This is a genomic window from Cohnella sp. SGD-V74 (assembly GCF_003001675.1).
GTDB lineage: Bacteria > Bacillota > Bacilli > Paenibacillales > Paenibacillaceae > Cohnella.
This window is the reverse complement of the sequence record NZ_PVYW01000014.1, coordinates 19,857-39,267: the sequence shown is the minus strand read 5'-3', so window position 1 is coordinate 39,267 and position 19,411 is coordinate 19,857. Positions and strand designations below refer to the sequence as shown.

The 19,411-nt window shown below is 58.9% G+C and carries 17 protein-coding genes; 8 read left to right on the top strand and 9 right to left on the bottom strand.

Going from position 1 to position 19,411, the window contains the following annotated elements; translation table 11 throughout:
* The first annotated feature begins 33 nt into the window (after positions 1-33).
* Positions 34-705 carry a tetratricopeptide repeat protein gene (locus B0G52_RS20700; protein WP_094047293.1) on the top strand — a complete coding sequence of 224 codons (672 nt, stop codon included), beginning with the start codon at positions 34-36 and terminating at the stop codon, positions 703-705.
* A gap of 94 nt (positions 706-799) precedes the next feature.
* Here the strand turns inward: B0G52_RS20700 and B0G52_RS20695 are convergent, their stop codons facing one another.
* The 3 genes from B0G52_RS20695 to B0G52_RS20685 form a co-directional block, all read right to left on the bottom strand.
* Positions 800-1,162: a hypothetical protein gene (locus B0G52_RS20695; RefSeq protein ID WP_094047292.1), complete on the bottom strand. Its 363-nt coding sequence runs from the start codon at positions 1,160-1,162 to the stop codon at positions 800-802.
* A 599-nt stretch (positions 1,163-1,761) separates the two neighbouring features.
* Positions 1,762-3,867 (bottom strand): MORN repeat-containing protein, encoded by a 2,106-nt coding sequence (locus B0G52_RS20690; RefSeq protein ID WP_094047291.1) that lies wholly within the window; start codon positions 3,865-3,867, stop codon positions 1,762-1,764.
* Between the two features lies 1 nt (position 3,868).
* Positions 3,869-4,255: a DUF4280 domain-containing protein gene (locus B0G52_RS20685; RefSeq protein WP_094047290.1), complete on the bottom strand. Its 387-nt coding sequence runs from the start codon at positions 4,253-4,255 to the stop codon at positions 3,869-3,871.
* A 196-nt stretch (positions 4,256-4,451) separates the two neighbouring features.
* Here B0G52_RS20685 and B0G52_RS20680 point away from each other — a divergent pair, with 196 nt between their 5' ends.
* Genes B0G52_RS20680 through B0G52_RS20670 form a run of 3 tightly spaced genes read left to right on the top strand, consistent with a single transcriptional unit; the run spans position 4,452 to position 10,785 of the window.
* Complete coding sequence (locus B0G52_RS20680) at positions 4,452-7,199, top strand: adenylate/guanylate cyclase domain-containing protein (RefSeq protein WP_094047289.1); 2,748 nt, start codon at positions 4,452-4,454, stop codon at positions 7,197-7,199.
* A 21-nt stretch (positions 7,200-7,220) separates the two neighbouring features.
* Positions 7,221-7,718, top strand: coding sequence for a GNAT family N-acetyltransferase (locus B0G52_RS20675; RefSeq protein ID WP_094047288.1), 498 nt, complete (start codon positions 7,221-7,223; stop codon positions 7,716-7,718).
* Between the two features lie 16 nt (positions 7,719-7,734).
* Positions 7,735-10,785, top strand: coding sequence for a cyclic nucleotide-binding domain-containing protein (locus B0G52_RS20670; RefSeq protein ID WP_094047287.1), 3,051 nt, complete (start codon positions 7,735-7,737; stop codon positions 10,783-10,785).
* Positions 10,786-10,854: 69 nt separating this feature from the next.
* On the opposite strand, the gene B0G52_RS20665 is transcribed toward B0G52_RS20670, so the two are convergent.
* A complete protein-coding gene (locus tag B0G52_RS20665) occupies positions 10,855-11,157 on the bottom strand; it encodes a hypothetical protein (protein ID WP_094047286.1) in 303 nt (100 codons plus the stop codon).
* Entirely contained in the window at positions 11,154-11,621 is a 468-nt protein-coding gene (locus B0G52_RS20660) for a hypothetical protein (RefSeq protein WP_094047285.1), read from the bottom strand. The genes B0G52_RS20665 and B0G52_RS20660 overlap by 4 nt, the downstream gene beginning before the upstream one ends.
* 260 nt (positions 11,622-11,881) lie before the next feature.
* Here B0G52_RS20660 and B0G52_RS36250 point away from each other — a divergent pair, with 260 nt between their 5' ends.
* Positions 11,882-13,282, top strand: a complete 1,401-nt coding sequence (locus tag B0G52_RS36250) for an RluA family pseudouridine synthase (protein ID WP_233162880.1) — start codon at positions 11,882-11,884, stop codon at positions 13,280-13,282.
* 604 nt (positions 13,283-13,886) lie between these two features.
* Here the strand turns inward: B0G52_RS36250 and B0G52_RS20650 are convergent.
* The 4 genes from B0G52_RS20650 to B0G52_RS20635 all read right to left on the bottom strand — a co-directional run bounded on the left by B0G52_RS20650 (position 13,887) and on the right by B0G52_RS20635 (position 17,859).
* A complete protein-coding gene (locus tag B0G52_RS20650) occupies positions 13,887-15,146 on the bottom strand; it encodes a hypothetical protein (protein ID WP_094047284.1) in 1,260 nt (419 codons plus the stop codon).
* On the bottom strand, positions 15,136-16,317 hold the full coding sequence (locus B0G52_RS20645) for a glycosyltransferase family 4 protein (protein ID WP_094047283.1): 1,182 nt from the start codon (positions 16,315-16,317) through the stop codon (positions 15,136-15,138). Before B0G52_RS20645 ends, B0G52_RS20650 begins: the two co-directional genes overlap by 11 nt.
* Positions 16,314-17,357, bottom strand: coding sequence for a nucleotidyltransferase family protein (locus B0G52_RS20640; RefSeq protein ID WP_094047282.1), 1,044 nt, complete (start codon positions 17,355-17,357; stop codon positions 16,314-16,316). Before B0G52_RS20640 ends, B0G52_RS20645 begins: the two co-directional genes overlap by 4 nt.
* A gap of 337 nt (positions 17,358-17,694) precedes the next feature.
* Positions 17,695-17,859: a DUF1328 domain-containing protein gene (locus B0G52_RS20635; protein WP_094047281.1), complete on the bottom strand. Its 165-nt coding sequence runs from the start codon at positions 17,857-17,859 to the stop codon at positions 17,695-17,697.
* Between the two features lie 177 nt (positions 17,860-18,036).
* Between B0G52_RS20635 and B0G52_RS20630 the strand changes: the two genes are divergently transcribed.
* From B0G52_RS20630 to B0G52_RS20620, 3 genes are all read left to right on the top strand, one after another.
* Positions 18,037-18,519: a DUF948 domain-containing protein gene (locus B0G52_RS20630; RefSeq protein WP_158223802.1), complete on the top strand. Its 483-nt coding sequence runs from the start codon at positions 18,037-18,039 to the stop codon at positions 18,517-18,519.
* On the top strand, positions 18,519-18,995 hold the full coding sequence (locus B0G52_RS20625) for a hypothetical protein (protein ID WP_094047279.1): 477 nt from the start codon (positions 18,519-18,521) through the stop codon (positions 18,993-18,995). The genes B0G52_RS20630 and B0G52_RS20625 overlap by 1 nt, the downstream gene beginning before the upstream one ends.
* An 89-nt stretch (positions 18,996-19,084) precedes the next feature.
* Complete coding sequence (locus tag B0G52_RS20620; RefSeq protein WP_094047278.1) at positions 19,085-19,408, top strand: YflT domain-containing protein; 324 nt, start codon at positions 19,085-19,087, stop codon at positions 19,406-19,408.
* Positions 19,409-19,411: the final 3 nt, after the last annotated feature.

Sequence of the window (19,411 nt, the reverse complement as noted above, 5' to 3'; positions counted from 1 at the left end):
ACCGTAAGGGCGAGTGGGATAGGAGGCTTGATTATGAGCAAAATTTTGCTTTTCCTTGGTTTGACTTGGCTGTTCGGCAATCCGTTCGTTGCGATTATCGTGCTGTTGATCGTCATCTATGTGTTGGAGAGGCGGTTTATCGGCTTGTCTCCCAGCCTGGTCAAGCCGCTGCGCAGGCGCGGCTCGATCTCCAAATGGAGAAGGCAGCTGGAGATGAGTCCGCACGACGTGTCGGCCAAATCCGAGCTGGCCAGATTGCTGATCGAGAGCGGGAAACACGCGCAGGCCAGGGACATTCTGCAGGGCATCGGGGAGCAGATGGAGCATTCGGCCGAGTATTGGAGCGATCTCGGAACTTGCGAGCTTGCGCTGGGGCGAGTGGAGGAAGGCGAGCAGGCGATGAAGCGGGCGCTGGCCATCAGCCCGAAGGTCAAGTACGGACAGCCGTATCTGAGGCTGGCTGAGGCGCTGGCCAAGTCCGATCCCGATCGGGCGATCGCTTATTTGCAGCAATTCAAGGACGTCAATTCTTCTTCGTGCGAGGCTTATTACCGGCTGGGAACGATTTACGACGGCCTGGGCAAGTCGGCAGAAGCCGCCGAAGCGTTCAAGGAGTGCCGCCAACTGTACCGAACCCTGCCCAAGTATATGAAGCGGCACGAACGCAAGTGGGCTCTTCGCGCCTCTTTGCGCAGCCGTTCGTGACGCTCAGAACATGACAAGGGGCTTGCCGGCGCAAGCGGATCGAATCCCCGCGCAGATAAGCCCCTTAGATCGTTGTCCGATCAGGAATGGATGATTACTCGGCTTCCGCTTCCGATTCGGAAGCTTCGCTCTCGTGCGCGGCGACTTGGGCCAGCGCGGGCTCGTCCGCTTCGGCTTCCGCAACGGCTTGGTCTTCGGAAGCTTCCTCCGCGACCGCTTCTTCCGCTTCGGCGACTACCGCTTCTTCTTCCGCTTCCGCGGAAACTTCCTCGGATGCTTCTTCGGCCGCTTCCTCAGACGCTTCGGCAACCGCTTCTTCCTGCTCGGCGCTTGCTTCCGCTTCCTCGACAGCCTCGGCTACGGCTTCTTCGGCAACCGCCTCTTCGGCGACTTCCTCTGCAACCGCTTCAACTTCCGCTTCCTGTCCTTCTACCGCTACTACTTCTTCTGCATCCATCGATACTACCTCCCGGACTCCGTAATGTGGGGGACAATCCCCTACAATCCACGTTATATCGAAAGTAAAAAAGTGGCAACGGTGTTATTTTGTTGGTTAATGACCGGATTCCTCGAAAGCGGGAGCAGTCGAGCCGATCCGCCGAATAACGTCAGATGTTCCTATGGAAGTCGAATGGGAAACGTGGCGGATAGGTGCGTTTAAAATCGCGCCTTTCATGACGAATTTCTCCGGCTTCGCAAAATAACGACGTTAACCCTCTTATGACGATGGAAAAAATCAGATTGATATAAATCATGAGACCTAGGTCGGGTGGATGGCGGGGATTGGCGTTCTGGTGGTCCGTTAAATGAAAGGGGGTTGTCCCATAAGTAAAAAGAGACGTACCGAACAATTACCGATGAATGGTTGTTTATGGGCATCTATCTCCTTCCGCTGCTATACGATCCTGAAATGGGAACGGTAAACCCGTTAAGAGGTGATTTCAGGACCGTATGAGGCAGTCTCCAGGAGATAGATACCCACTTTTTTCATCGATAATTTTGTACGTCCTTACTTATGGGACAGACCCCTTCCTAACATAGACAAATTGTCTAGGATCACTGCTGCAACTGATGCACGCTGAGCCGCACCGGAACGTCTTTATTATACGTGAAGATATAAAGAGCGTCGTTCCAGAGGTAGGTCATTTCGTACTTGCTGCCGCCGAGCGACTGCTTGATGCCTTTAAGCTTCTCGTCTTCCATCACTTTTGCAAGCCGCTCCAGCACCGTCTTGTTCCAAGTGTTGATTTCGGTGACGGCGTAGGCTTCCGGATTGTCTTCGTCCGCCTTCAGCTTAAATGAGAACTGGTGGGCGGCGTAACTGAAATCAAGCGGCTCCGGAGGAAGGTCCGGCAGAATCTCCGCTTCCGATTCAGCCGGGGACGGAGGCAGCACTTTAACGATTCTCGTCTTTGCCGCTGCCAAGACGATAGGGGACGAGGAACGGTTGCTTGTTCCTCCGGCGATCGAACTGGAGACATTCGCGACTGAATTGCCGCCCTTAGCGTTCGAACCCGTGCCGGCGCCAGTGTTTCCACCGGCGTTCGAATCCGCACCGCCACCGCTTGAGTCGCTGCCGTTCGAATTCGAACCAGCACCACTGTCACCGTTCGCATCTCCACCGCCGTTAGCATTCGAACCCGCGCCGTCTCCGCTGCTCGTATCGCCTCCGCTATTGCCATTGCTGCCCTCTCCAGAGGTGCTTCCACCATCGGAGCCTGTCGTCGTCCCTCCCGCGGAGCTTGAGCCGTCAGAGCCCGTCGTCGAACCGCCCGCGGCGGCATCCGAGCCTGCTCCGCCGCTAGCGGCAGGGGCTTCACCCGCGCCCGATCCGCCCGCGTCGCCTGTACCCGAGCCATCCCCGGTCGATCCGCCGCCATTGTCGCCACCGCCATCGCTCTCCTCCGCAGGGGAGTCGATCGGAGGCTCCTCCTCAACGAACGGCTCGAGCTCCTCGGGCACAATCTCGCCCGCAGCAGGAGCGTCGGGCGCACCCAACAACTCCTGAAGCTTCGGAAGCGAGAGGCCGAGGAAGCCTTGGACGTGAATCTCCCCGCCCTTGAAGTAGCCGGTGTAGACGGCCGCTCCGTCCGCGTCGAGCAGTGTGCCGACGCCCTCGTACTGGTCGCCCTTGAACTTGCCGGCGTACTGCGCGATGCCGTCCGGTCCGAACGCTTTGCCGTCCCCGTCGCGCAGGCCGCCGACGAAGCCGCCGTCGTACAGGACGATGCCCTGCTCGTTCATCAGCTTGCCCGTGCCGTGGTACTTGCCGAGCAGGAACGCGCCCTCGTACTTGGCAACGCCGGAAGGGAAATACTCCTTGCCGGCGCCGGACAGGACGCCCGCGAGGAATTGTCCCTCGTAGTGCAAGGAGCCGTCGGGGCGATACAGCTTGCCCGCGCCCTCGTACTTGCCGGCGTTAAACGCGCCTTCGTAGACGAGCTTGCCGCTCTCGTCGTAGAGTTTGCCGGCGCCCTGGTACTCGCCGCCCGCGAAAGCGCCTGCATACAGCGGCTGGTCCGGCGCGGAGTACAGCGTTCCTTTGCCTTCGTATTTGCCCGCCGCGAAGCCGCCGTCGTACAGGATCGAGCCGTCCGTCTTGAACAGCGTTCCCTTGCCTTCGTACAGATCGGCCGCGAATTGGCCGCGGTAGAGGAGCGCGCCGCTTGCGTCGTACAGCTCCCCTTTGCCTGACTTCAGCCCTTGGCTGAAGTCTCCGATATAAAGCAGCGTTCCGTCCGGAGCGAACAGCTTGCCCGCGCCCGAAAATTGTCCGTTGTCGAGAGGGCCCTGGTACACCAGGTTGCCGTTCTCGTCGACGATTTTGGCAAGACCGGTAAAGCCTTGCGCCATCGCGGACGACGCTTCGATCTTCGGCGTTCTGGCGAACCACTTGTCGACAAACTTCGGCGGCTTGATGAAGCCGAAATAGACGATGACCAAAGAGAGCAGGATGATAATGACGAACAGCTTCTTGGCTATGTAGAAAGTTCCGACTTTCCAATAGTTCTCCAGCGAACGGAGCTTGCCGCCCATAATGCTCCGCATCCACTTGACGAGCCAGCGGACGATCAGCTTGGGGAGCCTGCCTGCGCGCTTGAGCGGCATGATGATCTTGCGTTTGATCGGCTGGATGAACGGCTTTAATATCATCTCTATCATATTAAGGCACCTGTATCGTTACTTGTCCGGGATTGACGATCTGAATGACTCCGCCGAAGTTGCACATGCATTTGGAGGAATTGTTCAAGGCGGGCATGTTGGCGACGAGCACCGTAGGGGAGCCGGGGGCCCAGGGAGCGGCGACGGCGGGCGTGCACGGCATGGGTGTCAGAACGCCCAGAGCCGCGGCCGTTGCGGACGCGACGGCGGGATTGGCCATCGAGTTGCACATGCCGAAAGGCGCTATGTTGACGAAAGGCTTATTGTCCATAATGTTGGCGATCGGCATCGCCGTCGTCGTTCGGTTGACCGGAAGCACGTTCAGCATGCCCGGCGCCAGACCGAACGAACATTGCAGAACGGCCCCCCCGCATACGAGCTGACCCATTGAACCATCCTCCATCGGCGGTTAACGCCAATCTTTTCTATCAATTTCCATACTACAATATTACTTGAAAAATGTCATTTTATATAGGAAAAAGGATGTAAATTGTCGTTGTTTATAGTACGATGGAAATAATAGGCTAGGTGACGGGACAAGGCATCGAGCGCATGCCAACCAAGGAAAGAGACGGTATAACGATATGAGAAAACTTGCGTTATTGTCGCTTGTCGTCGCATTGACGTTGACGGGACTGTCCGTCTATCGGATTCAGCAGGAAGGCGGACTGCAGAAGGGACCTTGGTCTCGGCAATATCCGCTGGAAAATCTATCGAGGGCCGCGGAGGCGACCGGGGATTCGCTCGTCGTCATCGGACAGTCGAAGCAGGAGATCGTGCGTCTGTCCCCGGAAGGCAAGCTGGAGACGTCCGCGAAGCACGAGGGCATCGGCAGAGATTCCCGTCAGGACTTTACGGAGGCGACGGTCGACGGAGAGGGCCGGCCGATCGTGCTCGATACGGTGCTGGATTCCTACGGGCTCATCGTTCAGAGCGAGCGAATCGTCCGTTACGACGCGAAGGGCAATTCCCCGGAAACGCTCTATGAATGGAAGGGCAACGGCACGAGCAAGCGCGTCGGCCAAATTCAAGGCTTGCAGGTGAAGGGAGACAGCCTGTATTTCTTCCTGTCCGCACCGGAGAAGGTGTCTCTGATGCAGCTCCCGTTAGGGGGAGGACAGCCTCAGGAACGATTTTCGTTTACTCTGCCCAAAGACAGGTTCTTGTCCGAGATCGAAGGAACGGAACCGGGTCGAATTTACTATACGACGAAGCGCGGCAGCATCTTCCGCGTGGCGGCGGACGGGTCGAGCAACATTCTGTATCCGCTCGCAAGCATGGATCGCACCCGCAAAAATTTCCCCGAAAGGCTGTCGATCGCGCCGGACGGCAGTCTGATGTTCGTCGACCGCCTGCTGAACGCCGTGACGGTCATGCCTTCGGGCGGAGCCGATTTGAAGGTGCTGCTCGACGGGCCGTCGATCGTGCAGTCGGTTCCTGATGCGGAAAGCCACGAGATCATGGACGTCGTTCCGAAAACCGACGGCGGGTACGCCGTCGTGCTCAACGATCGCATTTTGCTGTACGACAAGCAGAATCGGCTGGCGGAAGTGTTGACGAAAGCCGGCTACTCCGGCGGGGTGCTCGCCTCGGGATGGATACGGTGGGGAGCTGCGGCGGCCGGCATCGCGCTGCTGATTCTCTCGCTGTGGCTCGTCTATGTCCATCTGATGAATCGCCGGGTATCCCTTTTTCTCAAGCAAGGGGTCGTTATCGTTCCGATTATCGTTGTCGGCATGGTGCTGCTGTCGAATTCCATCTATAACGGCTTCTCTTCCCGAATGGAAGAGGAGATGCAGCGCGAGCTGTCGCTTCTCGCCCGCAACGGGCAGCAGTTGATCGACGGCGACCGTCTGGAGAAGCTGCGCTCCCCGGCGGATTACCGCAACGGCGAATACGAATTCATCCGGGAGAAAATGGACTTCCTCTTCGCGGGCGAGCAGGACATCGAGCGGCAGGGGCTGTACAGCACGCTGTACAAGTACGACGAAGGCCAGCTGTACATCATCATGGACGACGACGACGGAGTGAACATGTTCAAGCCGTTCGAGATGAACGAAGAGAATGAATCCGTCCGCCTCGAAGGCATCATCCGCACCGGGCAGTGGGAAGACGCGAACGGCAAGTGGCTGTACGCGATCGGTCCCGTGTACAACAGCAATCAGGAGGTCGTCGGCATCTACGAGACCGGACGCGATCTGAGCGTTCTCTATCAAGCCAATCAGAAAATCTATCAAAACATTTTGCAAAATATCGCGATTATTACCGGCGTGCTGCTGGTCATCATTTTGGCGGGAACGTTCTTCATGCTGTCGACGGTGCGCAAGCTGCGCAAAAGCGTCATGGCGATGGCCGACGGCAACTGGGACGTCGAAGTGAACGTCAAGAGCCGCGACGAGGTCGGCGATCTCGGCGAGCAGTTCAACCGCATGGCCAGATACATCCGGCAGTATATTTCGGACATTACGAGCTTCTCCGAAGTGTCCTACCGGTTCGTTCCGCAGCAGATTTTCAAGTCGCTCGGCAAGAAAGGCATTCTCGATATTCGCCTGGGCGATCAGGTGCAGCAGGAAATGTCGGTGATGGTCGCCAACCTTCGCGATTTCCGCAAGCTGTCGCAGACGCTGACGCCGAAGGAAAACTTCAACTTCATGAACGCGTTCCTGCGCCGCTTCGGGCCGCTCGTGCGGCGGGAGGACGGGCTTGTCAGCAAATATCTCGGAGCGGGCTTCATGGCGCTGTTCCCGGGCTACGCGGAGGAGGCGCTCAGAGCGGCGATCGCGATTCGCCAGGAGCTGGACGATTACAACGCCAGCAGGCGCCAATCCGGCTACGCGCCGATCGACATCGGCATCGCGATTCATCGCGGGCCGCTCATGATGGGCATTATCGGCGAAGAGAGACGCTGGGAAGGCAACGTCATCTCGGACGACGTGCATTTGACCGCCACGCTGGAGAAAATGTCCGAGGAACTGGGCGCTTCCGTGCTCGTGACCCGGGATTTGTTCGAGCAGCTGCGCGAGCCGGAACGGTTCCGCCATCGCTCGCTTGGACGCATTACGCCTGAAGGACAGGACCAGGCGATCGAGCTGATCGACGTGTTCGAGGGAGATTCGGAGCCGGTCAGATTGGCGAAGGAACGTACGAAGGCGCTGTTCGAGCGCGGGCTCATGCTGTGCCAGGAAGGCCGATTCTACGATGCCCGTGAGACGTTCGTCGAGGTCATCAAGCAGAACCGGATGGACAAGGCGGCCAAGCTGTATTTCTATCTCTGCGACGAGTACTTCCAGAAGGGCACTTCTTCCGGCTGGAACGGAACGCTGGCAGTCTAGCGCGGAGAGGGGGCGGCGGGAATGATTACACGGACATACGAAATACATCTGCTGGATTCGGCGGCGCGGGCCCGAAGCGTCGTGGAGTTCTTTTTCTCCGAGTTTTCGTTCGACGATACGAGATACACGCCCGGCGAGGAGGAGCAGCTCAAAACTTTGCCTTACCGGGCGCTTGCCGGGCAGGCTGTCGTCTGGTATGCGACCAATGAACGGGACGAAATTATCGGCGTCAGCTGCGTGGCCGAGAACGATCAGAAGACGGGCGGCTACAGCTGGGATTACGTCGTCGTGCACCGCGAATACCGCGGATGGGGAATCGCGGGAGCGCTGCTGGAACGAATGCTCGAATTTTTGCGCCGGGCGTCAGCCCGTTATTTGATGACATATACGTGCAGCCTTCCGGAGTACAAGACGATTCGCAGACTGTTCGAGAGGAACGGGTTTACGTTGATCGGCCAGTGTCCGGACTACTACTTCGACGGGGAAGACCGGCTCATCTACTGGCTTCGGATTACATAAGAGAGTTGAGTATCGTATGATTGCACAACAATGGATTCGCCGATTGGGGATTATGACGGAGGACCGGCACAAGCTCGCGCTGATGGTGCCGGTCTTCCTGCTGTGCGGCATTGCCGAGATGCTGAACTACAACGGGTTCATGACGCTGTTCAATCAACGCTTCGGCAGCGTGTATCTTCCTTATATCTATGTCGCGGAAGCGGTCGTTCTGCCGCTCGAAGCGTGGTTCATGACCTGGCTTGCCGGCAGAATGACGAAGCCGGGATTGATGCGGACGATGTTCTCGCTGATGATCGGCATCGTGGCGTTTAACGCGATCGTGCTGCTGGGACTGAGAGCGGCCGGCATCGATTTCCGGTTTTACTACCCGTTTCTGTTTCTGACGTCCAACTTCGTCGTTCGGCAGCAGACGATCTTGCTGTGGAGTCTTGCCGTCGATTTGTGCCCGACTCAGCAGGCGAAACGGCTGATGCCGTTCTTCGTGGCGGCGGCTACGCTGGGCGGCGTCGTCGCCGGGGTGATCACGCAGGTGGCGAGCCCGCTGCTCGGTCCGGACATCGTCTATGTGCTGGGGCCGCTGTTCCTGTTGGCCGCTTTGTACAACTATCGCAAAGCGATCGCGGATTATCTCGTGCCGCTGGCGCTCCGATCGGCGGGAGGTCTTGACAGCCAGCAGATGACGCTGTCGTCGATGGACTACTTCAAGCGAACGTTGAAGTCTCCGTTTCTGCTCAGCGTTCTCGGCATGATGACGATTATGCCGGCGCTGTATTTTCTGATGGAGTTCGTGTTTCTGAATACGGCCCACGCCGCCTATCCGAACGAGGCCGACTTCGGCAAAATGTTCGGCGTCGTCACGACAGTGCTGTTCGCGCTGGCGTTTCTGCTGCAGCTCGTGTCGGGACGGTTGATGGCGTGGCTCGGAGCGAGCGGCATGCTGGCGGGCATTTCGGCCGTCTACGTGCTGGCGTTCGCGGCCGCCTGGAGTCTGATCGGCTCTCCCGCGGCGATGCTCGCGGTGTCCGGGGGCTACATGCTGACGTATTTGCTGATCTACTATTCGGCCGAGCCTTCCTATCAGCTGTTCTACAAAATGCTGCCTTTGCAGCAGCGTGACGGCTTCCGCTACGTGGCGCAGGGCGTCGCTACGTTCGCTGGCATTTTGCTCGGAGCGGGGCTGCAGTTTCTGCATACGGGCTTCGGCTGGGGGTTCGCGGAGCTGGCGGCGCTCGGCTTGGCCGGGGCCGGAGCGATGTTCGTCCTGGCCTGGATCGTTCGACAGCTCTATATGAAGGAACTGGTCCGCAGCTTGCAGACGGCGAGCTTCTCGGAGGACAAGGAGCTGGCGGAGAGCTACAAGGAGTTTTTCCGCAACTCGCGCACGATGGGCGCCGTGCTGGCGATGCTCGGGAACGGCGGCGAAGAAGCGAGAGAGGTCGCGCTGAACCTGCTCGGGCGGAGCAAGGATTCCCGGTACATGCCGGAAATTCTCGCCCGAATCGATGACGAGAGCCCGCGGGTGAAAATCGCCGCGCTGAAGGCGCTCGACCTGTCCGGTGCGGGCTTGGAAGAGATGGCCAAGGTTGCTTCGCTGCTGGAGGACCCGGAACCGGACGTCCGTCTGGAAGTCGTGCGCAAGCTGGCGCTGATGAAGCATATGCCTTCTCAGGCATTTTTCTTCTTGCGGATGAAGCTGCTTGATCGGTCGCCGATGGTCGTGGCCGAAGCGGTCAAGGCGATGTACTTGTTAGAGAGCGCGCAAAGCTACGAAGCCTGCTACGAAGTGATCGAGCGAATCCTGAAGGAAGGCGGGGAGTCTTCGATCCATGTCTGCCGGGTTGTGGCGGAGCTGCGTCTGGACCGCTTCGCAGAGGAAGTAAAGGAGCTGCTGGAGGATCCGCATCCCGCGGTCAGGGTGGCGGCTGTGGCTTGCCTTGGCGTTTTGAAACGGACGGAGGTCGTTGACGGCCTGCTCACGAAGCTGCCGGCTGCGGATCAGGAGCTGTACCGCGTTACGGTGCAGGCGTTGATCGAGATGGGCGACGGCATTGTCGATACGCTGAAGGGAGCGCTGCCGGACGCCGCGCCGAAAAGTTGGAGCGCCTGCATCACGGCTCTGGCAAAGCTGCTGCCGGACGAGGAGGTTCGCGGCTGGCTGGCCGAGCAGGGCGCGGACAAGTTGGCCGACCATGCGCAGTCGGCGCTGTTGTCCGAGGCATACGCCGTGCTGGGACGAGCGGATTTGGCGGAGCTGGCTGCGCTCAGGCAGCGAGATTTGGAGCGGACGATTCACGAAGGCGTCTGGGCCATTCTGGAGCGGCTGACGGATGAGCAGGTTGTCGCCGCCGTGAAGAAGGCTTTGGCGGACGAGGATGAGGAAATTCGCAGCGGAGGCTTGGAGGTGCTCGCCGAAGGAATCGGCGGCGTGCGCAAGCTGTCGCAGAGGTTGGCGGCGAGCTGGCAGGCAGACGCGGAACGTTCGGCCAGTATGACCGCGGAAGCGGCAGCTGCGGCGGTCGAGCTGTCGGCGGAGTCGTCCGACGACTGGTGGCGGGAGATGGCCGGAGAATGGCGGCGAGGGGAGGAAGGAACGGCGATGAAGGAAGAGCAGGGCGCGCTTGGCAGATTAAACAAGGTCGTATTCCTGAAGAAGGTCCCGTTCTTCGCCGACCTGTCGCTGGAGGAACTGGGCCTGATCGCGGGCGCGGCGACGGAGATGACGTTCGCGGACGGCAGTTATTTGCTGCATAGGGGAGAAAAGAACTCGGCGATGTACGTCGTCATCGAAGGCAACGTCGAGTTGACGAGCGTATCCGCCGCAGGCTGGGAAGGCACGCTCGGCGTGCTCGGGGCCGGAGAGGTATGCGGCGCGACGTCGGCTCTTGACGAGTCGCCTTCGTCGGTGACGGGGCAGGCGTTTTTCGGCGATGTTCGCGTGCTGGTGCTTCAGCGTGAGGATGTGACGCGGCTTGTTCGCCTGTATCCGGAGATCGGAATCGGGCTGCTGCGGGCTTCGCTGGCGAGAATCCGGCTGCTGGAAGAGATGATGATGAAGATTGATTCTTGAGCCTGTCCGACGAGCATGCATGGATTGTGCTTGTTCCAAGCGACTTCTCTTATCGAGACCGTTATAATATTACTTCAATGCTTCGCGCATGTCGGACAGCTTCTCTTCCAAATTATCAATGCGCCGATTGGTGGAATGCTGCCATTCGCGGACTTCCCGACGGAATTCGCGGGAATCCTTTGATAGGTCACGAATGTGATGTTTAATTCCAGATGTATCTCCGATCAGCAGCTTGTTATTCAAGTCCTGTTCTTCACGAAAAGAGTCTAATTTGCTTTCAACGCGACTGGCATCTTGACGAGCATTTTCAATTTGGGATTCTACATGATTGAGTTTCAACAGAATTGATTCCAGCAGTTCGCGATCGGTCATTTGGATTTCCCCTTCTCAAGTTTGGTTAAAAGGTCTCGAGTCTTCTGGATGAAGCTAAAACAATCATTTTTAGAGTTGTGACAATGCTCCCACATGTCATCAAAATAAATTTGTCCGCCTTGACCCTTACTGTAACAAAAGGTTTGTGCTTCTTTATAGATATTGATAGCTTTGCGACATTGTAGTATTTTATCTTCTGACGAAACGAGTTGTCGAACAAGGTTCACTTCGTCATAGATTGCATTGTTATAATCGCTGACCTGCTCTTTAAACATTTGTGAAAATTCAAATGCCAACTTTTGCTCGACGGGTGTTCTATGGTACTTGGGGTTTGTACTTTGTTTTTCGCGTTGTAAAGCAGCCTTCAAGCCAAGTTCGATAAGCTCTGGAATATCAATATCAGCGATGGGTTGTCCATCTATTCTAACCCATGTTCCATTTGAATTCCTAACAAATTTGCTCATCTTTTATGTCAGACTCCTTCCCCCATTGTAACCACCAGGCATTGGGATAGTATCCATTACTTACAGACAACACCATTTTACACTGAAAATCCTAAATTGACGATCGTGAAAGCTACTCTACGAGTGACATTTCTATTTCAATTTAGATACAGCTGCCGGAATAGAGGCCGGGTTGACATCGCCTGGCCGTTCCCGTATATTGGTCGGCAAAGCCCGGCAACGCTTAGCGGGCGCGTATGAGAAATCGGAGGAAAGACAGGATGAGCGGAGCGGGAAGAAATCGGACGCGCGGCGGGCAGAAGCCGGCCGGCGGCCAGGAAAAACACGGACGGCGGGAGCGCGGAGCTTCGGGAGCCGGACGGGGCAGCGGGGCGGGGCGAGCGGGGACGGTCGGCCGAAGCGGCGGAGCGCCGCTCAAGCGGACGGACGTTGGAGGCCGAGGCGGTGGAGTGTCAAAGCGGACGGACGGTGAAGGACGCAGAGGCGAACGGGCGCCGCAGGCCGGGAGCTACGGACGAGGCGAGCCAGCAGCGAGGGGCGAAGGCTATGGTCGCGGGGATCGCGCGGCCAGAGCGGCAAGTCCAGGGCGTGATGAGCGTGTGTCGAAGGCCGTAAGTCAGGGGAGCAGGTCCGGCCGCAACCTGAGGGCGGAGACGGGGGCGGGCATCGGAGTTGGCGATCGGGCAGCACGTACGGCTGAGCGCAATTCCGGCGCAAGGCGCACAGGAGCGGCTGCCGCACCGGGAGCCGCCGTGCGCGGCGGTGGGCAGCAGGCTTTGCTCGGCATGGGACGTATCAAAGGCGAGTGGATGGACATTCGGCTGCCGGACGCTTTGGCGGGCGCGCCGCTCGCGGTCGTCGCGAAGCATTTGCCGCTGCCGCCCAAGTTGTTCTCCAAGCTGGTGCAGAACCGGGGCTGTCTGCTGCAGGGAACCAACCTGCGGCTGCATCTGTTTCCGCGTGAACAGCGGGATTATCCGTCGGATTGGATGGAGCTCAACATCCTGTACGAGGACGAGTTCACACTTGTCGTCAACAAGCCGGCGGGCCTCGAGGTACATCCGAGCGAGAAAGGGCAGCGTAAGACGCTCGCCCATGCGGTCGCCGCGTATTACGAGATGACGGGGCAGGATTTGCGCGTACGCCACGTGCACCGCATCGACAAGGATACGACGGGGCCGGTGCTGTACGCCAAAAACGAATTCGCCCAGTATCAGTATGATAAAGGGATGCGCGAGAAAACGATCGGGCGCGTCTATGTGGCGCTAGCCGAAGGAGGAGTGGAAGGGAACAAAGGCAAGATCGACAAGCCGATCGGCCAGGACCGCCACCACTCCACGCGCCGTCGTGTCAGCGAGACGGGCGATCCTGCGGTGACCCACTACGAGGTCGTCGAGCGATTCGTGGATCATACGCTCGTGCGTCTGCATCTGGAGACGGGGCGCACGCATCAGATTCGCGTCCATCTGTCGTCGATCAACCATCCGCTGGCCGGTGACGGACTGTACGGCGGCAAGCGGACCGTTATTTCCCGACAGGCGCTGCACGGCGAGCGGCTCATCTGGCAGCATCCGTGGACGGGTGATAAGCAGCAGGTGAGCGCTCCGCTTCCGGACGACTTCCGGGAAGCGTTGGACAAGCTCCGAGGCGCGAAACGATAAGCCTCTCTCAAAAAGATGCGGATAACCCATTTACGTAGATGAACATAAGTCCGGTGAGGATTTTCACAGGAACCGGTTGTTCGAAAAAATCGAGTAACGACTCCCCGACGGCGCCTAAACGGGGGGCAATGTTCGAAAAAATCGAGTAACGACTCTCCAACGGCACCCAAATGGATGGCATTGTTCGAAAGAATCGACTAACTCCTCCCCAATAGCGCCAAAACGGAGGGCAATGCTCGAAAAAATCGAGTAACGTCTCCCCAATGGCGGCGAAACGGAGGGCAATGCTCGAAAAAATCGAGTAACGACTCCCAAATGGTGCTCAAACGGAGGGCAATGTTCGAAAAAATCGAGTAACGACTCCCAAATGGCGCTCAAACGGAGGGCAATGTTCGAAAAAATCGAGTAACGACTCCCAAATGGCGCTCAAACGGGGGGCAATGTTCGAAAAAATCGAGTAACGACTCCCAAATGGCGCTCAAACGGGGGGCAATGTTCGAAAAAATCGAGCAACGTCATCCCAATGCTGCCCGGCCAACCGGCCAGCTGCAAAGAAACAAGCATCGCAACCCGCCGGAAACGGCGAATCGCGATGCTTGTTTTTTTACTTCCGGAGGCAGAGAGCCTCCGTCATCAAATACGACAGAGCGGCTTCCGCGCCGCAATTGATGTTCGGGCCGTACGGGGTAAGGCCGTCGCAGCAGCTTCCGTCCTCGGGATCGGCGACGGGAACGCGCAGGTCGTTGGCGCCGTAGAACCAGTCCCGGCACAGGTCGCGCAGCGCGGCGTAGCTGCAGCGCTGTCGCCCTCCGAGAGCGAAGCCCTCCTCCAGCGCGGAACGGCCCAACACCGCGGGCCGGATCCCGCCGCGGTCCGCTGGCGAATCGCCGGCTCCGTGGCCGCGCGCGCTGCCGACGAGCCGGCTGTTCTCATGCTCGGCCAGGCGATCCGCCACCGTCGCTTCCCGCAGCGCCAGCGCCAGCTTGAACATCTCGAGCGGCTGCTGGTCCCAGCGGCTGACCGCGTCCGAATCGTTGGTGCACCAGCCCTCGTTGCCGATCGGCCGCAGCCAGCCTTCCTCGGCGGTCATCGCCTCGACGAGAAACAGGAGGCTTTCCGTGCCGACCCGGTACGTCTCCGGCCGCCGCGTGAACCGGTACGTGCGGAGCATCGCCCACGGCAGCACGCCGTTGCTGTAGGTCATCGCCGGCTCGAACCAGCGCCAGGAGGCGACGGAGAAGTCGCGGTACGCCCGGCACAGCACCGCCTCCAGCCGCGTCAGATGGTGCTGGAGCTCGCTCTTGACGTCGAGCGGCAGGTCGATCGCGCCTTCCTGCGACGCCTGGAGCACATGGGCGCACGACGCCATCGCGAACGCCTGCCCGCGCAGGGAGTCGATCCCGCCGAACGTGGGCAGCGTGCGCTCGAAGATCGTCCGGGCCGTCTCCCGGCGGGGGCCGGACAGCCGGATCCAGGCGTCGGCGCAAGCCCAGATCGAGCGTCCCTGGCAATCGTGGGAAGTTTCCTCCGGCTCCAGCGTCCGGTCATAGGCGAAGTTGTTCAGGAACCAGCCGTTGTCCTCTTGCGCCCACAGCATGAACGCCAGATAGACGTCGGCCAGCCGTTCCAATTCCCGCGCGTTTTCCTCCCCGATCGTCTTTTCCCCGAACGACAGCCATTCCGTCGCCGTCCACAGCGCTCTCGCGTTGTCGTCGGTCGTGTAGCCTTCCCGCCTCCGGGGAACGCGGCCCAGGGCGTGTTCGAGCAGTCCGGTGTCGTCCGTCAGGCGGCGCAGGTGGGCGAAGGAAGGAAGCGGCGCCTGGCGGAACGCGAACGCCCTTTGGCTCGTCGAACTAGACGACATCGGCGATTTTGTCCCTCTGCTCCGTCATGATGCGCTGGAATAGCCGCAAATGCTGCGCCCCCACATGCGGCCAATGCATGCTTCGCCCGATTTCCGAGATCTGGCGCTCCCAGTTCGCCAGCATGCCCGGATAAGTAAATACTTCGATCAGCTTGGCGCTCCAAGCGTCCGCGTCCCCGAAAGGAAGCAGCATCTCCTCCCGGCCCTGCACCAGATCGCGGGCGTAGACGTAAGGCGTCGACAGGATCGGCCGGCCCAGCCCGGCCGCGTAAGCGAGCGTGCCGCTCGTAATCTGGCTCATGCCGGGATAGGGCGTAACGTACAGATCGCAAGCGGAGATGAGCGACACAAGTTCGTCTTCCGGCAAGTAGCGGTCGATCCATTGGACGTGATGCTCCAATCCGAGATGCCGGATCAGCGTCTTCAGCTCTTCGCGGTAAGCCTCCCCCTCGTGTTTGCGCACCTCCGGATGCGTCTGCCCGGCGATTACGTAGAGCAGCTCGGGAACGGCTTGCACGGCTGTCGCCATGGAGCGGAGAATCAGTTCGATGCCTTTGCCGCGGCCGAGCAGGCCGAACGTAAACAGCACCTTGCGATTATCCCAGCCGGCTTCCCTGCGCACCTTCGCGCGGTCGGCATTGTTCGGAACCGGGGTTCCGTGCGGGATGAACGTCATTTTGTCGAGAGGAATGCCGAAGTTGTCCTGCAGATAGCCGAGTCCTTTGCGGTTCATGACGAGCAGATGATCGCTCCAGCGGGCGATCTCCCGTTGCACTGGAGCATAGGGCTCGACGGGCTGCTCGAATACGGTATGGAAAGTCGTGACGACAGGCTTCTTCAGCCGGCGCAGAAACTCCAGCAGATGGGAGCCGGCCTCCCCTCCGAAAATGCCGAACTCGTGCTGCAAGGAGACGATGTCCACGGAGCTTTGATTGATCAACTCCGCGGCCCTGACGTAATCGTCGACCTCCTGCTTGATGATCGGAAGCATCCACGTTTCGCGGTAATCGTCCTGTTCGTCCGGATTGCACATCGTGAGGACGGGGTCCGGTGAACGGGAACCTTTGGCATGGAAAATGGCTTCTCTCAGATGGTGGGTGTAAGTGGCCAGGCCGCATTTTTTGGGAACGTAAGTGCTGACGTAGGCGATCTGGGGCGGACGTGGGTTCATCGGCGTTGCACCTCCAAATTGCGATTGCATACCGCTTCGTGCAAAATGTGCGGACCGGCCTGCATGGCCGTCCCGAAAATGCATTCGTTGAGCTGGGCGCCGGCGCGGATTTTGCAGCGATCCCACAGGATGGAATTGGCCAGCCGGACTTGTTTGCCGATACGGCTTCCCTTGCCTACGACCGCGTATGGCCCGATAATCGCCCGGTCGCCGATCGTGACGTCGTCCCCGATCATGACGGGGGGGATGAACAGGACGCCTTGGCCGACGCGGACATTGTCTCCGAGCCAGATGCTCTTATCCTCCATTTCTTTGCCGTCGATGCGCAGCGGGAAGCGGCGGTCGAGCAGGTCCCAATGGAGCTGGCGATAGCGCTCCTTGGTACCCATGTCCATCCAGTACCCTCCGATGGGATGGCCGTATACCCCGCTGCCGTTGTCGATCAACAGGGGGAACGTTTCTTTCTCTATCGATACGACTTTGCCCGCGGGCACGAAGTCGAGCGCTCTCCGCTCCATAATGTATATGCCGGCATTAATCCGATTTGACGGTGCTTCTTCTTTTTTCGGTTTTTCGGTAAACCGGACGATCCGCCCGCCGTCCGTCTGTTCGACGACGCCGTAGTGGGAAGGATCCTCCACCTCGGTCAGACAGATCGTCACCGCTCCTCCGTGCTCCTCATGGTAGCGTAAAGCCGCCGTCAGATTGACCTGATGAATAATGTCCGCGTTAACGACGACAAAACGGTCGCTCAGCAGACGCTCCGCGTTTTTAATCGCACCGGCCGTTCCCAACAGCTCTTTTTCCACCGAATAATCGATGCGGACCCCGTATTTGGAGCCGTCTCCCAAATAGCTCTCGATGAGCTCCCGGTAATGCTTTACGGCGATTACGAATTCATTCACGCCCTGCTCTTTGTAGTGCAGGAGAAGATGCTCGAGCCATGGCCGGTTTCCGACAAGTGCCATAGGCTTCGGAAGATGTTCCGTCAAGGGGCGAAGCCTGGTTCCCAAACCTCCGGCGAGAAGTAAAGCTTTCATGATAGGATCAACCTCCGTTGAATTGATGAGTTCCCCCCGCAGGGTCAACTGTCAACCTATTAACGCAATCGCCGCGTCCTCAATCACCTCCCTGAGAAAATAGAAAGACGCCCCCGATTCGCATCAAGCGCAGGGAGGCGTCCATATCCGTTGGAAAGACGATTATCGTGATTAGAGAAAGTAAAGTTGCCGCATTAGAAAGAAAGATTCACCCCGTCGGCCGGACGGATGGAATGAAGGGAGTTGACCTAGTGCTACAGCCTACTTTACCTGAAAAAGGCACTTCCTGCAACTATTATCCAGATTGCTTGTCCGACCGAGGCGGCGCCGAACGCGTCTAGATTCTTCCGCGCCGGCCGGTGAACAAGGAGACGATGAACAGGATCAGGAAGATAAAAAACAGGATTTTGGCGATTCCCGCCGCCGCGCTGACGATTCCTCCGAAACCGAAAACGGCGGCCACGATCGCGACCATCAAGAAAACAAATGTCCAATACAGCATAGGGAATTCCTCCTTTGTTCGCGCGGCTGCAGCTTGCTGGAGACGCCGCTCCGCGCTTGGCGTTAATGCTTGGTTACCCCGCCGGGACGGGGCTGAATCCGGGGCTTGTTGTTTCGGATAGCCGGCGAGCGGGTTAACGAACGGTAGCACCTGCTGCAGATGAAGGAGGAATCGGATATGGACAGCAACGATATATTGGCGTGGAGCGCGGCGCTCGCGGCGCTGGCGTTCATCGTTCTGTGCGGCTTTCTGATCTCGCTGCTCAGAACGGCGAGGGAGTCTCTCATTACCGCCCAGTCGGCTTTTAAGGAAGTGAAGGAAACGGTGGAGGAGTTGCAAGACGAGGTGAGCAGGCTGGCGGTCAGCGTCAACGACGTGGCTTCGGACGTCAAGCTCAAGCTGCGGTCGACCGATCCTCTCTTCCGGGCGGTCCAGGACGTCGGGGCGATGCTGGGCGAGCTGACCGGGACGGCTCGCGAGGCGACTCGAAGCCTGTCGAACGCCGTCCGCAAACAAGCCGCGACGTCCGAAGATGAGGCGGGGACGGTTCCGAATTGGCTGCGGTGGGCGGCCATCGGCTCCCGAATCGTCACCCGTCTAAGGAAGGACAAGGAGTTCGGCGTCAAAAGGCCTTATTCGCAAGCGAAGGAGGGGCTCTGATGTGGATCTCATGGCTGTTGCTGCTGTCTTCTCTTCTGAATGGAGGGCCGGCGCCCTCCTCCGCGGCCCCCGCGGCGGTCGTTCATCCTCAGCCCGTCGTCCCCCGGTGGGAGCTGGACGGCGTCGCGCTGGGAGATGACGAATGGAAGGTCGCGGCCGCGTGGGGCCGGCCGGGAGCGATCGGGGAAGACGAATGGCATCGGGAGTGCGCGATCTGGAGCTACGACGACGGCAGGAATGTCGGGCTGTGCGAGGGCGCGGTGTCGTTCGTTCAGGTGACCGCGAACGCCGGACGCGCGAACTTGAACGGGCGGGAGCTGCTTCTGGAAGACGCCGATCTGCGCCAAGCTCTGGGCCAACCCGAGTTCGAAGCGGAGGACGGCTGGGGAGTCTTGAACGGCGACGAGGCGATCAAAGTGTTCGTCGACGACCGGGGCGAGCTCGTATCGCTGGATCTGTTCGGCGCGGAATGCTGACAATCGTTAACAAACTGTTTGTTTCAATAGATAGACAGCGGTTTATATCAAGAGTAGACCACGGTGGAAGAAAAAAGGAGGAGAGCAAAATGAAAGCCTATGCTAAACTTGTAAACAACGGGCTGGAAGCGTTCGAAGTGGTGAACGATCTGCATCGTCAAGGATACGAGGAAGAGGACATCTACGTGCTCACCCACGACAGCGGCCGCACGAATCGTCTGGCCGACGCGGCCTCCGCCAATACGGTCGGCATCGCGGAAGAAGGAATGTTCGATACGATGGCGAATTTATTTCGCAACCGAGGCGATGCCCTTCGCAGCAAGATCGAATCGATGGGATTCAACTCGTTCGAAGCGAGCATGTACGAATCCGAATTGGATAAAGGCAAGGTGCTGGTAATGGCTCGCCAATAACCC